This window comes from Undibacterium sp. Xuan67W (genome assembly GCF_049340165.1).
Classification (GTDB): Bacteria; Pseudomonadota; Gammaproteobacteria; order Burkholderiales; family Burkholderiaceae_D; genus Undibacterium.
Window position 1 is genome coordinate 151,025 of sequence record NZ_JBMPPN010000003.1, and the last position, 16,658, is coordinate 167,682.

At 47.8% G+C, this 16,658-nt stretch carries 13 protein-coding genes; 1 reads left to right on the forward strand and 12 read right to left on the reverse strand.

The genetic code is table 11. From position 1 onward, the window contains the following. Positions 1 to 58: 58 nt before the first annotated feature. The 12 genes from ACO0LE_RS03855 to ACO0LE_RS03910 all read right to left on the reverse strand — a co-directional run bounded on the left by ACO0LE_RS03855 (position 59) and on the right by ACO0LE_RS03910 (position 15,513). A complete protein-coding gene (locus tag ACO0LE_RS03855; RefSeq protein ID WP_422959092.1) occupies positions 59 to 1,273 on the reverse strand; it encodes a TIGR04063 family PEP-CTERM/XrtA system glycosyltransferase in 1,215 nt (404 codons plus the stop codon). Between the two features lie 8 nt (positions 1,274 to 1,281). Then, entirely contained in the window at positions 1,282 to 3,246 is a 1,965-nt protein-coding gene (locus tag ACO0LE_RS03860; RefSeq protein ID WP_422959093.1) for an XrtA/PEP-CTERM system amidotransferase, read from the reverse strand. After that, positions 3,231 to 4,400 (reverse strand): TIGR03088 family PEP-CTERM/XrtA system glycosyltransferase, encoded by a 1,170-nt coding sequence (locus ACO0LE_RS03865; protein WP_422959094.1) that lies wholly within the window; start codon positions 4,398 to 4,400, stop codon positions 3,231 to 3,233. Before ACO0LE_RS03865 ends, ACO0LE_RS03860 begins: the two co-directional genes overlap by 16 nt. Further along, positions 4,400 to 5,917, reverse strand: coding sequence for an exosortase A (gene xrtA, locus ACO0LE_RS03870; RefSeq protein WP_422959095.1), 1,518 nt, complete (start codon positions 5,915 to 5,917; stop codon positions 4,400 to 4,402). Before xrtA ends, ACO0LE_RS03865 begins: the two co-directional genes overlap by 1 nt. Before the next feature lie 55 nt (positions 5,918 to 5,972). After that, on the reverse strand, positions 5,973 to 7,181 hold the full coding sequence (locus ACO0LE_RS03875; RefSeq protein ID WP_422959096.1) for a TIGR03087 family PEP-CTERM/XrtA system glycosyltransferase: 1,209 nt from the start codon (positions 7,179 to 7,181) through the stop codon (positions 5,973 to 5,975). A gap of 7 nt (positions 7,182 to 7,188) precedes the next feature. Beyond that, on the reverse strand, positions 7,189 to 8,277 hold the full coding sequence (locus ACO0LE_RS03880) for a FemAB family XrtA/PEP-CTERM system-associated protein (RefSeq protein WP_422959097.1): 1,089 nt from the start codon (positions 8,275 to 8,277) through the stop codon (positions 7,189 to 7,191). 5 nt (positions 8,278 to 8,282) lie between these two features. Further along, on the reverse strand, positions 8,283 to 9,155 hold the full coding sequence (locus tag ACO0LE_RS03885) for an XrtA system polysaccharide deacetylase (RefSeq protein ID WP_422959098.1): 873 nt from the start codon (positions 9,153 to 9,155) through the stop codon (positions 8,283 to 8,285). A gap of 7 nt (positions 9,156 to 9,162) precedes the next feature. Beyond that, on the reverse strand, positions 9,163 to 10,338 hold the full coding sequence (gene wecB / locus ACO0LE_RS03890) for a non-hydrolyzing UDP-N-acetylglucosamine 2-epimerase (RefSeq protein ID WP_422959099.1): 1,176 nt from the start codon (positions 10,336 to 10,338) through the stop codon (positions 9,163 to 9,165). Further along, on the reverse strand, positions 10,338 to 11,336 hold the full coding sequence (locus ACO0LE_RS03895) for an XrtA/PEP-CTERM system-associated ATPase (protein ID WP_422959100.1): 999 nt from the start codon (positions 11,334 to 11,336) through the stop codon (positions 10,338 to 10,340). Before ACO0LE_RS03895 ends, wecB begins: the two co-directional genes overlap by 1 nt. Before the next feature lie 16 nt (positions 11,337 to 11,352). Continuing rightward, on the reverse strand, positions 11,353 to 12,924 hold the full coding sequence (locus ACO0LE_RS03900; protein WP_422959101.1) for a TIGR03016 family PEP-CTERM system-associated outer membrane protein: 1,572 nt from the start codon (positions 12,922 to 12,924) through the stop codon (positions 11,353 to 11,355). Further along, positions 12,905 to 13,918 carry an XrtA-associated tyrosine autokinase gene (locus ACO0LE_RS03905; RefSeq protein ID WP_422959102.1) on the reverse strand — a complete coding sequence of 338 codons (1,014 nt, stop codon included), beginning with the start codon at positions 13,916 to 13,918 and terminating at the stop codon, positions 12,905 to 12,907. The genes ACO0LE_RS03900 and ACO0LE_RS03905 overlap by 20 nt, the downstream gene beginning before the upstream one ends. A 68-nt stretch (positions 13,919 to 13,986) precedes the next feature. Next, positions 13,987 to 15,513, reverse strand: coding sequence for an XrtA system polysaccharide chain length determinant (locus ACO0LE_RS03910; protein ID WP_422959103.1), 1,527 nt, complete (start codon positions 15,511 to 15,513; stop codon positions 13,987 to 13,989). Between the two features lie 577 nt (positions 15,514 to 16,090). On the opposite strand from ACO0LE_RS03910, the gene ACO0LE_RS03915 reads away from it, so the two are divergent. Then, positions 16,091 to 16,657 carry an XrtA/PEP-CTERM system exopolysaccharide export protein gene (locus ACO0LE_RS03915; protein ID WP_422959221.1) on the forward strand — a complete coding sequence of 189 codons (567 nt, stop codon included), beginning with the start codon at positions 16,091 to 16,093 and terminating at the stop codon, positions 16,655 to 16,657. Position 16,658 lies beyond the last annotated feature (1 nt).

A 16,658-nucleotide genomic window follows, 5' to 3' on the forward strand; every position in this document is an offset into this window, starting at 1 on the left:
CAACACACATCTACTCCAGATCTGTTTGCCCTGCTCACGCAGGTTCGACAGATCAGGCTCAAATTTTCTTTGCCTTGATCAGGGCTGGATAGATCGTCTGGTATCTGGCCACGCTGACTTTCCAGTTTCTTTCTGTCTCTACAAATTCTCTCGCCGCCTTGCGTAATCCAGACCAGCGTTCTGATTTTTCAATCAGATCTACTACTTTCTCTGCCAGATCTTGTGGATTATCCGCCTGGAATAGCACGCCTGTCACACCGTCTTTGATCAGTTCCAGATGCCCGCCTACGTCAGAGGCGGCCAGCAGGCGGCCTTGTGCCATGGCTTCAAGCGGCTTTAAGGGCGTGACTAACTCAGTAAGGCGCATGCGCAGGCGTGGATAGACCAAGACGTCGACCAGGTTGTAATAGCGCTGTACCTGATCATGCGGCACACGCCCGGTGAAAATGATATGGCTGGCGATATTCAATTGATTTGCCAGTGCTCGCAGTGCGCCTTCTTGTTGTCCGCCACCGACGAGCAGAATACGGATATCCGGATTTTTTTTCAGCATTAGCGGCAGGGCTTGCAGCAATATCAGTAAGCCTTCGTACGCGTAGAATGAACCGATAAAACCTAGCGTTACTTTTCCGTCGAGCCCCAGCTCTTTGGACAGTTGCAGGTCCGCAGTCTCCCCCACACGGAAATTCTCGATGTTGACCGCATTAGGGATTACCGTCACTTTTGACGCCGGTATACCGCGCTGTACGATATCGCTGCGTAGACCTTCGCAGATCGTCGTAACAGCATCGACCTTACGAATTGCATAGGTTTCCATTGCTCGTGTGAGCCTGTATCGCAGACCCCATTCTGTGCTGGTGCCGTGATCGACTGCCGCATCTTCCCAAAAGGCCCGGATTTCATAGACAACAGGGATACCTAATGCACGTCCCACCCTGAGAGCGGCGATCGCATTCAGTGCGGGGGAGTGAGCATGCAAGACATCGGGCTTGATTTGTTTCGCGACTTCCAGCAAACGTTTTGCAAGACTGTTAATCACTGCTAACTGGTTCAGTACCGGTAGTTTGGCGAGCATCCCGGCACTACGCGGCGTACGGAAAAAATGCCAGCCATCAACGTCTTCCTCAGGCTTCGTATAATTCGTTTGTTTCGGGCTGGTCAGGTGAAACGTTTCCCATCCCAAGGCACGCTGCTCTTTCAGAATAGAGATCGTTCTGAAGGTGTAGCCGCTGTGTAGCGGTATCGAATGGTCGAGGATATGCAGGATACGCATGTGTGTTGTCAGTCCTGGTAATTCAGTGAGTGTAATTGCGGGTTAAGCAAATCGCGGATGTTGGCACGGGCACTGGCATCGTCTGGCAAGACGTTTTTCAGGAAGGCCGCAAACATCAGCAGCGTCCATAACGGTGCCGTGTAATCACGTACGCCGGACTGATGCTGCTCTACCATATCGGTCAGGAAGCTCATATTGAAGATGCCGGTATCTGCCATCATAGGACCGAGCACTGCATCCCGTGTACTCTGTTTAAGTGGTCCGCGTAACCAGCTTGCCAGCGGGATCGAGAAACCCATTTTGGGACGATACAAAATATCGTTCGGCAGATACGGCTCAAGCGCTTTCTTGAAAATATATTTTCCCTCGCCCTGATGCAATTTGATTGACGATGGCAATCCCGAGATCCATTCCACCAGCTTGTGGTCTAGCAAAGGCACACGCACTTCCAGTGAATGCGCCATACTGGCACGATCAACTTTTGTCAGGATGTCGCCAGGCAAATAGGTTTTAAAATCCAGATATTGAATCAGCGACAGCGGGTCATCTGTCGGTGAATTAGCGGCATGAGCGCGCATGACTTCTATTGCCTGATAGCCTTGTAAGTCCTTGCGGAAGTGCGGACTGAATAACTGGTCCCGTACCCGGTCCGGCATGATGGACACGCCGTGAAAATAGCCTTCGACCAGATCACGTGCTAGGGCTTCAAAGGTTGTCTTTGCGCGAAAGACACGCGGTGCCCAATCTGCTTTTGGATAAAGTTTTCCAAGCATACCAAAGACCGGCTGACGAAATGAGAGCGGCAGCAGCGAGCGAACTTTTTGTTCCGCCATCGCATACCGGTAGCGACGATAGCCGGCAAAATTTTCATCTCCGCCATCTCCAGACAAAGCGACGGTTACACGCTTTCTGGCGAGCTGGCAGACGCGATAGGTGGGAATTGCTGAGCTATCTGCATAAGGTTCGTCGTACAGTGCCGCCAGTGTGTCGATCAGACCATAATCGTTCGTATCAACGGTCTCGGTGTGATGGCGGGTCTGATACCGTTGAGCGACTTGATTGGCAAACGTAGATTCGTCGTAACTCGGATCATTAAAAGCGATGGAGCACGTGTTGACCATATCTTTATTTTGCTCAGCCATCATCGCAACCACGGCGCTCGAATCGACTCCGCCTGATAGAAACGCTCCCAGTGGCACTTCGGCTTCCATCTGGCTTTGAACTGATTCACGCAAGCGGTCTACGAGTTCGTTTGTTGCTTCCTGCTCGGTCAGTGGCGCGAGTGGCGTGAATGGCAGATCCCAAAAACGTCGTTGATGAATCTGTTTGTCGCCGGCTTTGAGTGTGATGGTATGACCAGGACTGAGTTTGAACGCATCATGAAAAATGGTTTTTGGTTCTGGAATATAACCATAAGCAAAAAAGTCTTCAACTGCCTGAGGATTCAGTTTGCGCGATAGCGCAGGGAAGGTCATCAGTGATTTCAGTTCAGAACCAAAGACAAAATGACCATCTGGCAGCAATGCGTAGAACATCGGTTTTACGCCGATATGATCGCGGCCCAGAAATAAGGTTTTCCGATTTCTGTCCCAGAGGCCGAATGCGAACATGCCACGAAAATGAGATACGCAGCTTTCACCCCATTGTTCCCACGCGTGAACAATGACCTCGGTATCGCAGCGTGTGCGGAACACATGCCCAAGCTGAGTCAGCTCGGTCATTAATTCTCTGTAGTTATAGATCTCACCATTGAATACGACGACGACGCTATGATCTTCATTAAACAGCGGTTGCAAGCCGGATGCCAGATCGATCACGGACAGGCGGCGGTGGCCGAAACCGACGCCTGGCTCACGATGCAGTGATCCTTCGTCAGGTCCTCGATGCAATTGACTCTCGTTCATGCGTGCTAGTATTTGCGCGTCAATCTCGCGCGTGCCCAGCGTATCAAAAATGCCTACGATTCCACACATGGCTTACTACTTTCCTTGAATTTGTTTTTGCATAAGGCATCGTATAAATTCGCATACGAATTCACCATTGCAGTGACGCTGAATTTTTGTCTGATGTATTGGCTTGCTGCCATGCCATGCTGCTTAAGCAAGACTGGTTGCTGGCAGTAGCCGGCGAACGCTTTACTGAAAGCCGCATCATCACCCGCATTGACCATTGCGCCATGCACACCATCTTGTATGACTTCAGGGATGCCACCTACTCTTGAGGCAACGACCGCTAGTCCCGACGACATTGCTTCAAGCAAGGTGACTGGTGTGCCTTCTGCCAGTGATGGCAAGGTGAACAGACTAAAGCCGCGCATGATGCTGGCAATATCCGAGCGTGCACCTGGCAGCCAGACCACATCGCTGATACCTGCATCAGCGACTTGCTGCCGGAGGGCGGGAAGCAAAGGCCCATCACCGATGATGCTCAGCCGCAATTTGTTCTGATACTCAGGTAAGGCATGACGTAACAGAATAAAAGCACGTATTAAGCCGGATTGATTTTTAATATCTTGTGCTCTGCCGACGGTACCGATGACGAAACAATCAGCAGGCCATGGTGTGGTGGCGGTGAGGTCGTTATCGGGAGAAAACCGCTGGGTATCGACACCGTTATGTATCAGCAGATTTTTTTTGTCTGGTACTCGAATGATTTGTTGAAGCCAGTTATATAAATCCTGTGATACGGTGACATATTGATCTATAAACGGTGTCATCCAGCGACGCAGCAGATTATGTTTGCGGTTGAGTCCTAACGGATCATTGATATCGCGCCCATGTTCCGCATGAATACGCACAGGAACGCCAGCCAGGCTAGCGGTGAGGGCATATTCATTAGCGGACAAGTTATACGTATGCAAAATCGCCGGACGCAGCTTACGCAGCAATTTCCAAAGCGTCATATGGGTGCCCAAACCTAATCCGGCTGGCTTATTTAAATCAAAAATTTGTACATCTTTACGGGTAATTTTTTCTGAAAATACGCTGTGATTTGTCAGGCAAACGACGGCATGTCTGTATTTTTTTGTCGGCATGTGGTTAATACAATCAACCAACAAGGTTTCGAGTCCCCCGAAATCAAGCCGGTAGATCAGGTGTACCACTAATGGAATTGTGTCCTCAGCCATTACTTTTTATTCGCTTGCAGTGTTTTTGTGATCGAGCTCACATGCGCCTGCATAAATTGCTGCATGGCTTTACGTGCCTCATCAGGTTTTTCTGCATAAGGTGCATAGATCAGTATGGATGCCGCGTCGTCACCTTGTAAAAAGAATTTCGCTTTTGTCTGCAATACTTTGCCAACATATTTATTGGCAGTGAATTGACCATCTATCCAATACCAGTCCCAGACAAGCAGCGACTCTGTCGACCCTTTGATATAGGTTTCACGCACTGTCAGACTTTGTCCATCCAGTTTCACGGTATGGGTTTCGCTATGGGTCCTGAGCCAGTTGCGGTCATGATCCTGCACCATTTCATTGAGGGTGCTGATGACGGCCGAGTCACGATTCTGGTTCCGGTAATAGTTAATCAGCACGCCGACTGCCTGGGTGCCATCCAGATAAGATTTATCGAGCACAGCGCTGCCAGGTAAAAAGCTGGGGCGCCACGTTGTGACAGGCGATGATTCCTTCCATGACACTGACAGATCATCAATATGAATCGCAGTTTGATTTAGATTGAGTTGCGAGACATAGGCTGCATAAGCTGGCCATAGGGCGAGGCATAAGATAGCGACGAGTGATGCGGAAGCAAGGCGACTTGTTGATGCAGGTGAATGGCTGGTCAGTGCCGCGGGAATATCGTCTGCCCTATCTTGATCGTCGCGCCAGAAGCTGCCTAGCCAGAACATAAAGAACATGACGATACCGAAGAAGATCCAGCCATAAATCAAATGATCGACACCGACAGCGAGTTTCATACCGCTTAGATGTCCCAGCATGACGATCATATAAGCGCGTAAGCCATTGGCGATGATAGGCACAATAATGGAGGCCAGAATGAACCAGACGCGTCGCCAGGTTGAATGGTAAGTCAGATACGCATATAAACATCCTAGGGTAATCGAGGAGATTAAATACCTGACGCCACTACATGCTTCGACAACAGACCAGTTCCCGGAAGGGATGGAAAAACTGCTACCGTCACGCAGCACAGGGATGCCGGTAAATTGCAGCGCAATTACGGTAAAGTCCGCAGTAAAATCAATGAGCGGAGCGATAAATATTTCGCCGAACGGGACTGCCAGCAGCAGGAAAAATAGTGGGAAAGCGAGTGCCCATGCGATTTGCCAGCCGAGTACGACGATCACAATCGCTGGAATCATCGCTACAAACATATATTGTCTTACGACCTGTACATCACCTAATTCTGCAAGCAACCAACCAAATCCACATGCCGCAAGTGCAAACAAGCCGGGCCAATACGGCTGCGGCGTCATGCGCTGAATGACTGCTTTACGCTTCCAGATAAGCCATAGACTGATAGGTAAAATGATATAGCCATGCGCGAAGGTTTCTGATTGGTTCCATACAGAGACAATCGATTGTGCGGTGCTGAAATAAATGAGGAACGGCGCTAGCAATACAACTAGTATCGCTAGCAAGGCCGGATAGGGCAAAGGTGGTGTTGATGTAGCAGTCAAGGATAATCCTTTGCCGTGAAGAATAGAATAGTTTAATTATATTGCATTTTTACTACTATATCGACTCCAATGCAGCATCTACTTTCTGAAGATTCGCATCCCAGTTGTATCTGGCGATGACTCTGAGGCGTGCTGCTTTTTCTAGCGCGGTATCGGTATTTTCTAAAACAACAGATACCGCATGGGCAAAACTGTTTTCGTCTTCCGCCAGAATTAACTCTTCGCCGATGGCGGCGTCGATGCCTTCGAGTGCTTGCGGCGACACAATGACGGCTTTTGCCATTGCCATCGCTTCCAGCACTTTATTTTGTATCCCGCGGGCGATACGTAAAGGGGCAACGGCAACTTTAGCGTGAGCGAGATAAGGCCTGACATCTGGCACCGAGCCGGTGACCCGCACGCCCGGTAATTGCGCCAGAGCTTTCACCTGCTCGGCCGGTCGGGTGCCGACGATATAGAACAGGGCATCGGGATGTTTATGTCGAATCAGCGGAAAAATTGCTTGCGCAAACCATGTCACAGCATCGATGTTTGGCCAGTAATCCATTGCGCCGGTAAATACGATAACCAGATCTTGCGCGTGGTATGGATTATCCAGAGCATGTTCAGGTGAAAAATACTCCGTATCGACACCGTTATTAAAGAAGCCGATTTTATCTGTGCTTTCAGGAGCTAGTTGCCGGAATAGGTCAGCCTCTGCCTCCGATACGAATAAGGACGCATCACATTCGCGTGCGATGCGGCGCTCATAATGCAATAGACAGCGCCCCTCACGCCGGTATAGCCAGTTCATGGGGAATCTTTTTTTCTCTGCGTATTGCCGCCATTTATCAGAGTCAATATCGACGAAATCAATGACACGCGTGAGCGTTGACATCTGTTCGACAAACTGTGCCATCACGGAAGAAAATACGACAAGCTTGTCGATTTGATGCTTGCTGACGGTCGTATTGACCCAATCTTGCATGGCTTTGCTACGGTAATAGTCGAGCGACAAAGGACGGTCGCTTAATAATGCAGCCAGGCTGGCGATTTTTGCAGTAGCTGGATTCAGTCTCTCGAAATGGGTGTCGCCACACCATTGTCTGACCGTTTCAATATGCTGCATGTCGTTAGCGTCATCAATGAAGCAAGCAAGATGAATCTGATATTTTTTCGCCAGATGCTTGAGCAAATGATACGAACGAATCTTATCGCCCTTATTGGGCGGAAATGGAATCCGGTGCACCAACAATAGCAAAGCTTGTTTGGGGTTTTGTGTCATGGGACGATTAACCCAGGTTCTTGACGATGTGGGGACCGATGAGATTTGCCAGGGCAAGCGGCATTTTTTGCCACATCTTGATAAATAGCTGGTATTTTGGGTTCAGTGGATTGTTATCCGGCAAAGATGCTGCGCTATGCAGCTGGTATTCATAATGCAGTGCTTGCGGTTCAAAGCCCCAATTTTTTTTGAAATCAAAGGCGCCTGTTCCTAATTTACTACGGCCAAAATCAAATACTTTATACGATCTGGCACAAGCTCTGCGCATCAATTCCCAATACATGAAATCATTACCGGCAACATCTCTTGCCTCATGCGTGCCGCCGCCATAATACGGTAAGACTTCATCGCGAAAATAGAAGCTCATGACGCTGGCGACCGTTGTTCCTTGTGGACTTACGATAGTCATAATTTCGCAGTCATCACCAAAGGTTTGTTTTAACAGACGGAAAAATTTCTTTGAAAAGACCGGCGTGCCAAGCCGATGCACACTGGTGGAGTATGCGTAAAAAAAACGATCAATCTGCTGATCAATTTCGCTGACCAAGCCAGCCTTAATACCCTTGCGCACCATTGCACGCTGCTTGCGCGGTATGGCTAGCATATTTGTTTCTTCGTCTGGATCAATCGCTTTACGGAAAGTGACATACAGCTCTTTGCTATGCCAGTCTTTTTCTTGTGGCGTGATACTGCGGTACTCGAGGTGACCTACTTTTAGTGTTTTTGCCAGGGCCTGTGCCGCCTGGCTCAGCAAACTCTTGGCCTCGGCAGATATGGCCGCGACACCGCCATATACGCAAAAGGGCAGGGCAACTAGTGAATGGCCGAATAAGCGGCTCTTGATTTCTGCCAGCGGCAAGACACCGAGAATTTCACCATGTGCTTCTGCGTAATAAAACCAGGTACGGTGGCCAAATGCTTTTTCAATGACGGGCTGCCAGCCAGCACGGTGAAAAAAAGTCGCATCTGGACATTGCACCACAAAGGCATCCCAGCGGGCGTAATCTTGTAGTTGCAGCAGCTTGAGAGAAATCTGGGCAGGCGCGGAGGCGGGTAAAGTCATGGCAGCCGGATTGGCCGTCAATGTGTCAGTCATGGAGTTCATGTGTTGGGTAAAAAGATACGGTCCATGCGATCCCATTGGAAATCTCTGGTCAAGGCTTTGAGACGATTTTCGGTTCTATCTAGATTCACGTAGTGACGGAAGCGAGTTTTCCAGCCTATATTTTCCTGACGTGGCTGCTTAGGATCTACTTCCCATGGATGAAAGTAGAAAATGCCGGATTGCTTATCTTGTTGATTCACACGTCGTAACAACCAGCGAGAGAGCTGGTACGGAAACAGACGGAAATAACCGCCGCCGCCAGCAGGAAAATTTTTCTGCATGAAACGTACCGTGGTAATCGGCAATTCCAGTAAGCCATCCTGGCCGTTAGGATAAAAACTAAAGCGCGGCGCACTCGGCATGCCGTAATGATCATGCTGAATAGGATAGATGCTGGAGCTGTAGTGATAGCCCGCATTCAATAAAACATCTAGGGCCCACAGATTTTGGGTGCCGATAGAAAAACTTGGGGCGCGGTAGCCCAGCACTGCTTGTCCACCCAGATCTTCGAGAATTTTTTTACTGCTGCTGACATCTTCCCGGAACTCATCTGGTGTCTGATCTGACGCACGTAAATGGCCATATCCATGGCTGGCTAACTCATGTCCTTCCGCCACAATTCGTTTGACTAAGGCTGGATAACGCTCGGCAATCCAGCCAAGGGTGAAAAATGTAGCCTTGACTTGAGACGCGCTCAGCAGTGCAAGGATACAATCGATATTCCGCTCAACCCTGCATGGCAAGTTAGTCCAGCTATCACGCGAAATATGAGGCGCAAATGCCGAGACCTGGAAATAATCTTCCACATCAATGGTCATGGCATTACGGATAGGCGGGCTGTTAACCTGTACTGGGGCAATGATGGACATGGTGACCTTATGATGACTGAGCCGTTACAGGAATGGCGATGCCAAGCTGGGTCGCAATGACGGCTGCGATGCGGTCGGACGCGTGACCATCCCAGAATTGCGGAATACGGCCACCCTTACCGCCGGTATGCATGACATCCTGAAAAATTTCTATGATCTTTTTCGGATCTTGTCCCGCAATGGTATTACTCCCCTCTTCTACAGTAATCGGACGCTCGGTATTGTTACGCAGCGTGATACAAGGCACGCCCAGTGCTGTCGTCTCTTCCTGTATACCACCAGAATCCGTTAACACCAGCTTTGCCTCTTTCATCAGACCGAGCATTTCCAGATAACCCATGGGCGGTAGCAAGAGGATGTTTGGTGTAGTTAATTTCTTGTCTAGGCCAAATTTCTCCAGCATTGATTTGGTACGAGGATGCACAGGAAAAATAACGGGGACTTGTTCACTGATGCTGATAATTGTCGTGATGAGTTCGCTCAGGATCGCTTGGTCGTCGACGTTCGACGGACGATGCATGGTGACCACGACAAAACCTTTTCCGGCATCCAGAAAACGAGGATTGCCAGCATCTGCAGCAATTTGAGCCGGAGCGATGGCACGGCTCAGATTATTACGCAGCGTATCGATCATGACGTTGCCGACAAAATGTATGCGACTATCGGCAACGCCTTCACGCAACAAATTATCTTTGCCACTAGGTTCCGTTGTGAATAACAAATCAGAGATCTGATCGGTCAATACGCGATTGATTTCCTCTGGCATACCACGATCCCAGCTACGCAAGCCAGCTTCCACATGGATGACTGGTACGCCCTTTTTTGTCGCTACCAGCGCGCAAGCAATGGTGGAGTTCACGTCGCCTACCACTAATACTGCTGCAGGTAAATTTTCACCCATTGCCGTTTCAAAACGGCACATGACTTCCGCAGTTTGTACGGCGTGACTGCCTGAACCTACTTCTAAATTAATATCTGGTGAAGGAATGCCAAGAGCTTCAAAATATTGCTCATTCATGGCAACGTCGTAATGCTGACCTGTATGGAGCAGTGTGACTTTCAGATGCGGTTTTAATGCGTTGAGCGCGGCCATGATCGGCGCGATCTTCATAAAATTTGGACGAGCGCCCACCACGCAGATAATCTCGCTTGGACCATGTTGATTTGGGCTTAAAACCTGCATTAATTTTCCTTCTCGGAGTAGTTATTTGCTTTATTGCTAGGGAGCATTTTCTTCAGGGCATCAATCACGGATAAAATAGATCGTTCCATTTTTGCCATTCTGTCGTCCATATGTTCCAGATTTATATTCGGTAAATCTTTCAAGCCTGTGACTTGATTGCCTGTTTCAAGATGGGAGGGTGGCAACTGGAACTCTTGCTTGATGTCCGCAATTACCTGATTTACCTCAATCTCACCAAAGTGATGTAACTCTTCCAGATAGCCCATCAAAAACAGGCGGTCGCAGAGCGCATTGATTTTTCTGGGGATGCCGTTGGTGTAAGCAAAAATTGCAGCGAATGCTTCTGTATTGATAACAGGATCGCCTTTCCATCCCACCGTATGCAACCTGTGCTCGATATAAGCGCGCGTATCGATCAGATCGAGCGGGCCAAGATGGTAGCTGGCGATAACGCGCTGTAAAAGCTGCTGCATATCTTCGCTCAGCAGGGTGCGACGAAATTCCGGTTGCCCTAATAAAAACGTCTGCAACAATGATTTATCTGCGGTCTGAAAATTTGAAAGCATGCGCAGCTCTTCGACCGCGCGCGGCGTCAGATTTTGTGCCTCATCGACGACCAGTAAAGCACGTTTGCCCTGCACATCACACTGACGTAAATATTGCTCAAGGCGAGTCAATAATGTCGCTTTGCTGGCGTTTTCATACTCCACGCCAAATGCCGCAGCCACAAGACGTAAAATATCGTCCGAGCCTACGTGAGTGTTCACAATTTGCGCGGCCTGAATTTTGTCAGATTCTAATTCGTTAAATAAATTACGCATCAGCGTCGTCTTGCCTGCACCGACTTCACCAGTAATGACAATAAAACCTTCGCCCTGCGATATCCCGTATTCGAGATATGCCATCGCACGTTTATGACCTTTGCTGCCAAAGAAAAAACGTGGATCTGGCTTTAACTGAAATGGTTTCGCATTGAAACCGTAGTAGGACTCGTACATCTCTTCATCAACTCCGCTAGAACCCTAGCAACAAGAATAAGGTGACGGCATTTTCATTAAAATTGCCAGCCCCATTGGCGAGATTCGACTGTTTCTCTACTCGCCGTACTTCAACCGTTGCTCTTAATTTGGTTTGTAATTGGCGCGAGATAGATGCTCTCGCGGTTTTGGTATTGTCTTTAATGCCGGTGTTGGCCGAAACAGTTTGCGTGTAGCCTGTGCTGAGGTTGGCACTGGTTCTTGGTGACCATTGCCAGTTCCACAGTGCATTGACACCCGTTTGTCTGACTTTTTCTAATAAAGCAGGATTGGAAATACCCAGCAGCAGGATATCAGCCTGGCTTGCTGATTGTGCTTCTCTTTTGACGTTCAATGCGCTCAGTAGAACAGTATTTTGCGCACCGGTGAACGCGACGGATGCTTGCAAGTTTTTTTGGAGGAACACACGATTGGTCACTGTATTAAACGGCTGCGCAAGTGCTGAGGGCAAATTGGTGTCACGGATAAAATTATCAACCAGTTGTTGCCGCGTGTTGTTATCTGGAATACTTGCTTTCCATAATTGATTCAAAAATGCGGATGTATCGTTGGTCGCGGGTATCAGATATTGGCCACGGGTTGTTGTAATATCTTCGTTATAGCCTAGGCTCCAGACACTGGTACGAGCTCTTTCACTAATGGTTGCGGAATAAGTAGAGCCGTAAAAACGCTTACCTGCACTAAAGGCGAAACGGGTTCTTTCTGTTGGCGTCCATGAAAATCCAGTAGTCCAAAAAATTCCCGAAGGTTTTTCACCTAATGCAACATAAGTATTGTTTTCGTATCCTGCCGTTGCCGTCAGACTAAACAGTGAGGAAAGTGCGTAGTTGCCGTTGACGGTTGATGTCTGGAACTCGACGTCTGCCTGATTCGGATAATGAATTTTTTGATCGGCGAATTGAAATCCCCAGCTAATAGTTTTATAGGCTGAGCCACTCTTCAGGTCGAATAGAATTTTATCGCCAGTGCTATCAAACACATTTTGCGTACTGGTTTTTACGGAGTCGCGCGTGTAGCGTAATTCTGCGGTGAATTCAGGGGAGAAATTTTTCCGGAGATATGGGGAAACGCTATAAGTCCTTACTTCAGTCCGGTTAGATGACAGATTGAGATTACTGGTTGCCTGATCTGTAAATGGATTGACACTCTGCTGACTAATATTCGCAATACCGTCTAAAAAAAAAAGATCTTTGATCAGCTCGCTATTGGCGTTGGCGTTGAGTAGGTGACTGGTTTTAATTCCATTGTTATTCCCTGAATAGTACAGATTCTGCATCACATAGTCTGCACGGAAGCGCAATTGCGCTCCGGTTGCTGTGAGACTCAGACCCGGGGCGACTTGTGTGATGTATGAACTTTCTGCGACGGGAGTCAGTTTGACGTTGTCCGTATAACTCTCACTTACATTAATTGACGGCATTACTTTCCATTCCGCCGCAGATACGCTGCCAGCAGACGTCATACCTAGCAAAGGTATGATCGACGTCAGTCCCAGTGCAAGAGGACGAGTTTGCCAGGGCGCCATCGTCTTAGCCGTAGTACTGGCCATAGTAATCCCCGTTTGAGAATGCTCTAGCTTTGTTATAGATTAAATTCACATTGGCTTTCGATTTCAACTGGCGCAATACTTCTTTGACGGTATGTTGCGTCGTTGCTTCTGCTTCAACAACCAGGACGATTTGTCCCATTTGATTCGCAAGAACTCTTGCTTCGGTTGTGAGCAGTAAAGGAGGGGAATCGAAAATAACAATACGATCAGGGTAGCGATTGGCGATCTCTGATAGCAAGCTACTCATCCCCTGACTTGCCAATAATTCTGTCGCACGTTTGTGGCTATTACCGGCCCTCAGAAGACTTAATGTATCGATATTGGTTCTGAGCATGGCATCGGCAAGATCGAGTTTGTCATCAAGCAGTACATCCATCAGGCCAATTTCTGAGCTGGTATCGCCCGGAAGTAAATTCAAATATCTCGGTACAGAGGGGCGGGCTACGTCGGCATCGACTAAAAGCACAGTGTGATCAAGCTCCATAGCAATACTTATGGCGAGATTGACGGCGCAAAAAGTTTTTCCTTCGCCCGGCAAGGAACTGGTCACCATGATGAGATTGCCATGATGCAGAGGGCCTTTTTTCTGATTGAATGCTTTTTCAATCAAGGGGCGCTTGATTAAGCGAAATTCTTCTGCAATCGCCGTACGTTCTGCATCGGGTGTCACCATGCCTAAGCGGTGCAACTGTGCGATGTCAATTTCTACTTTGCGCTGACTGTTTTTCCCAAGTACATCGGCTGAGAGTAACGGCGCATTAATCGTGCCAGCCGCGCTCGTAGTAGTTGATGTAGTAGCTGTTGCTGCTGACGTTGGAGTAACGGTCGCTGCAACTGGGGCTTGCACTGCCTTGACGTGCAACTCTTTTGCGACAACCGGAGCGACGGGCGCAACGATTACCTGAGGAGCCGGTTCTGCAGACACCTCAGCGGTGTGCGCTGCAATTCCTTTGCCCTGCTCTAGTCTACCAACCGCTTTTTCAATAATGCTCACGCTAACTCCAAGTAGATTCGTATTTCCGACTGCCAGACGATCAACAAATATTTTTTATACTAATAATGTTATTGCTTGATGTACATGAACGACATCACTCCGGCGTAAAACACCAGTAATACAAAGGAGGAAGCGGCGAAGCCATACAAACTTTGCTTTTGACGTCTTTTCTCACTTTCAGTCCAATTCATCGACACTGTACCGAGAATTGGCAAGCCAGTGATTTCCAGCAGATCAATGTGCGTGAGGAATGTAGGGCGTATCTTGCTCATCAGGACGGCACCTGCCAGGCCAATAGCAATTGCTGCGGCAAATACCATAGACAGCAGTCGAATCCGATGTGGACCAACAGGTGTCAAAGGCGCTGTTGGCGGATCCACAACCCTGAACGTCATCATTTCTGTCGTGGTACTCAAATCGCCGGATAACTTGGCTGATTCACGGCTTGCCACCAGTTTTTCGTAATTTTCTTTATTGATCTGATAGTCACGATTTAACTGGGACAACTGAGATTCGATCTCAGGTGCGGCAATACTGAGAGTTTTTAATTTTGAGCTGCGGTTTGAATATTCATCAACGCGTGCTCTCATTGAGGCAACGCGAGCCTCGGCTGCAGACAGAGAAATTTTTAGTTGCTGCAATAAAGGATTTGACGCAACCAATTCTGACTCAGGCTTGCGAACTTTCGCTTCTTCCGCCTTCTTTACTTCTAGCTGCGCAATTAATCTTTTGGTCGACACGATATCTGGGTGTTGGTCCGTGAACTGTAATCGTAAAGAATCCAAGTTTTTGTTCAGTGTTTGAATCCGGGCATCAATTTCGGGGTTTGATATGGTTGCTGTTGCCTGATCTGGCTTCATTGAGTTTTCAGTGCTGGCGACTTGCCGCTTGATCGCATCTCGGGCCTGTTCGGCTTCAACTAATTCTAAACGTGCCTGATTCAGGCTTTCGGTCATTTCGGACAGTTTTGTGCCCGAGTCACTACCTTGCCGCGGCAGTAAAGTTATATTTTTCAGTTTGAAATCTTTTAAAGCGTTTTCTGCTGCGATCAGTTTTTCTTCATAGATTTTGATCTGGCCATCGATGAAAACGACAGCTTTCGTGGAGTCTTGTTTTTTGTCACCAAAACTACCCTCTACAAAAATAGTCAGGAGCGCCTGAACCACATCCTTCGCTAACTTAGGGCTTTCGTCGTTGTAGGTAATCGTATAAATGTCGTTTTGTACGGTGCCACCGATTTTAATTTTTGCTATTAGATTCTCGATCAGCAATTCACGATCTTTACCAGTATTTGCCTTGATATCGAGATCAACCATACGCATTACACGTTCGACGTTTGGCCGGCTAAGTAATGTCCGGCTCATGATAGATACCTGCTGCTCGACATTGGGTACACTGGTCATCCCAGCCAGCAAAGGTTTCAGAATACTTTGAGTATCAACAAATACACGTGCGGAGGATTGATAATTGTCTGGCAGTGTATAGACAACACCGAACCCGATTGCGGATACCAGCCATGCGATTGTTACCGCATACCAGCGATATTTCCATCCGCCCCTCAGCAGCGATTGTAACTGCGTTAACAGCTCCTCCATCTTGTTGACTTCTCCATATGAGGTGATTTTAGTGGCGATTCGCTATATTGCTAACTTACCAGTTTATTACTGGGAAAGGCACGAATATTTTGAGAATCATAATATTATGTAAATGTAAAAAAAACAAGTAAATTCGGTGTTTGCTGAACTAGGGTGTCATACTTTTTATGATATTTGCAGATAAAGCAGAGATAAGCAGAATTACCTAGCATATTTTGCTAAGTGTCGGATTCTAAACACTTTATTTCTATATGGAAATTAAGTGTCTTATGGGAAATTGTTCAAATTTATACAGAACGTGAGTCGAAAGTCGTTCTCTCGCGAATGTCTGTACTATACTTTTGCAAGCGAGCTGATCATTGAAAAATGTGTCAAAATAATTATGTAAAAAAAACAAGTAAATGAGCTTGTTTTGCCATCCGTTGATGGTAATATCATGCTTTCATGTTAACTTCTGTTGAATGCTAATTTCAGTGAGAAGACATTCAACCATCTCACATAGGGGACTCACGTGAACAAGCTTCAATCAAAAATTTCCAGCTGGCTTTCATGCCTATCCGCGACATTATTCGTCTTAATCGTCAGCGGTTGCGCGACGAATGTTACACCTGCACCAACGGCTGAATCTCAAGCCCCTAATCATGACTACCTTATCGGTGCAGGTGATTCGGTCAATGTCATTGTATGGCGTAATCCTGAGGTATCGATGGTGGTCTCAGTACGTCCAGACGGTAAAATCACGACACCTCTGGTTGAGGACGTGGTGGCGATTGGTAAAACTTCGACCGAATTAGCCCGTGATATCGAGAAAGCCTTAGCAAAGTTCATTCAGCAACCGGTAGTTACTGTAATTGTGACCGCATTCTCTGGCCCCTATAGCGAACAAATTCGTGTGATAGGACAAGCAGCCAAACCTCAGGCACTGGCTTATCGTAAAGGAATGTCTCTGATGGACGTGGTAATTGCTGTAGGCGGTATTACGGAATTCGCCTCTGGTAACAAAGCAAATATCATCCGTACCATCGACGGTAAACAGCAAACACTGAATGTGCGCCTGAATGATTTGATTAAAGATGGCGATATCTCTGCCAATGTTCCGGTTCGCCCCGGTGATGTTCTGGTTATCCCACAAAGTTTCTTCTGAT

What these genes read in the sequence shown, in the direction of transcription:
- ACO0LE_RS03875 (WP_422959096.1), bottom strand. Translation starts at nt 7,181, where the DNA reads ATGACACAAAACCCCAAACAAGCTTTGCTATTGTTGGTGCACCGGATT.
- ACO0LE_RS03865 (WP_422959094.1), bottom strand. Translation starts at nt 4,400, where the DNA reads ATGGCTGAGGACACAATTCCATTAGTGGTACACCTGATCTACCGGCTT.
- wecB (WP_422959099.1), bottom strand. Translation starts at nt 10,338, where the DNA reads ATGCAGGTTTTAAGCCCAAATCAACATGGTCCAAGCGAGATTATCTGC.
- ACO0LE_RS03885 (WP_422959098.1), bottom strand. Translation starts at nt 9,155, where the DNA reads ATGTCCATCATTGCCCCAGTACAGGTTAACAGCCCGCCTATCCGTAAT.
- ACO0LE_RS03900 (WP_422959101.1), bottom strand. Translation starts at nt 12,924, where the DNA reads ATGGCCAGTACTACGGCTAAGACGATGGCGCCCTGGCAAACTCGTCCT.
- ACO0LE_RS03910 (WP_422959103.1), bottom strand. Translation starts at nt 15,513, where the DNA reads ATGGAGGAGCTGTTAACGCAGTTACAATCGCTGCTGAGGGGCGGATGG.
- ACO0LE_RS03895 (WP_422959100.1), bottom strand. Translation starts at nt 11,336, where the DNA reads ATGTACGAGTCCTACTACGGTTTCAATGCGAAACCATTTCAGTTAAAG.
- ACO0LE_RS03860 (WP_422959093.1), bottom strand. Translation starts at nt 3,246, where the DNA reads ATGTGTGGAATCGTAGGCATTTTTGATACGCTGGGCACGCGCGAGATT.
- ACO0LE_RS03880 (WP_422959097.1), bottom strand. Translation starts at nt 8,277, where the DNA reads ATGACTGACACATTGACGGCCAATCCGGCTGCCATGACTTTACCCGCC.
- ACO0LE_RS03855 (WP_422959092.1), bottom strand. Translation starts at nt 1,273, where the DNA reads ATGCGTATCCTGCATATCCTCGACCATTCGATACCGCTACACAGCGGC.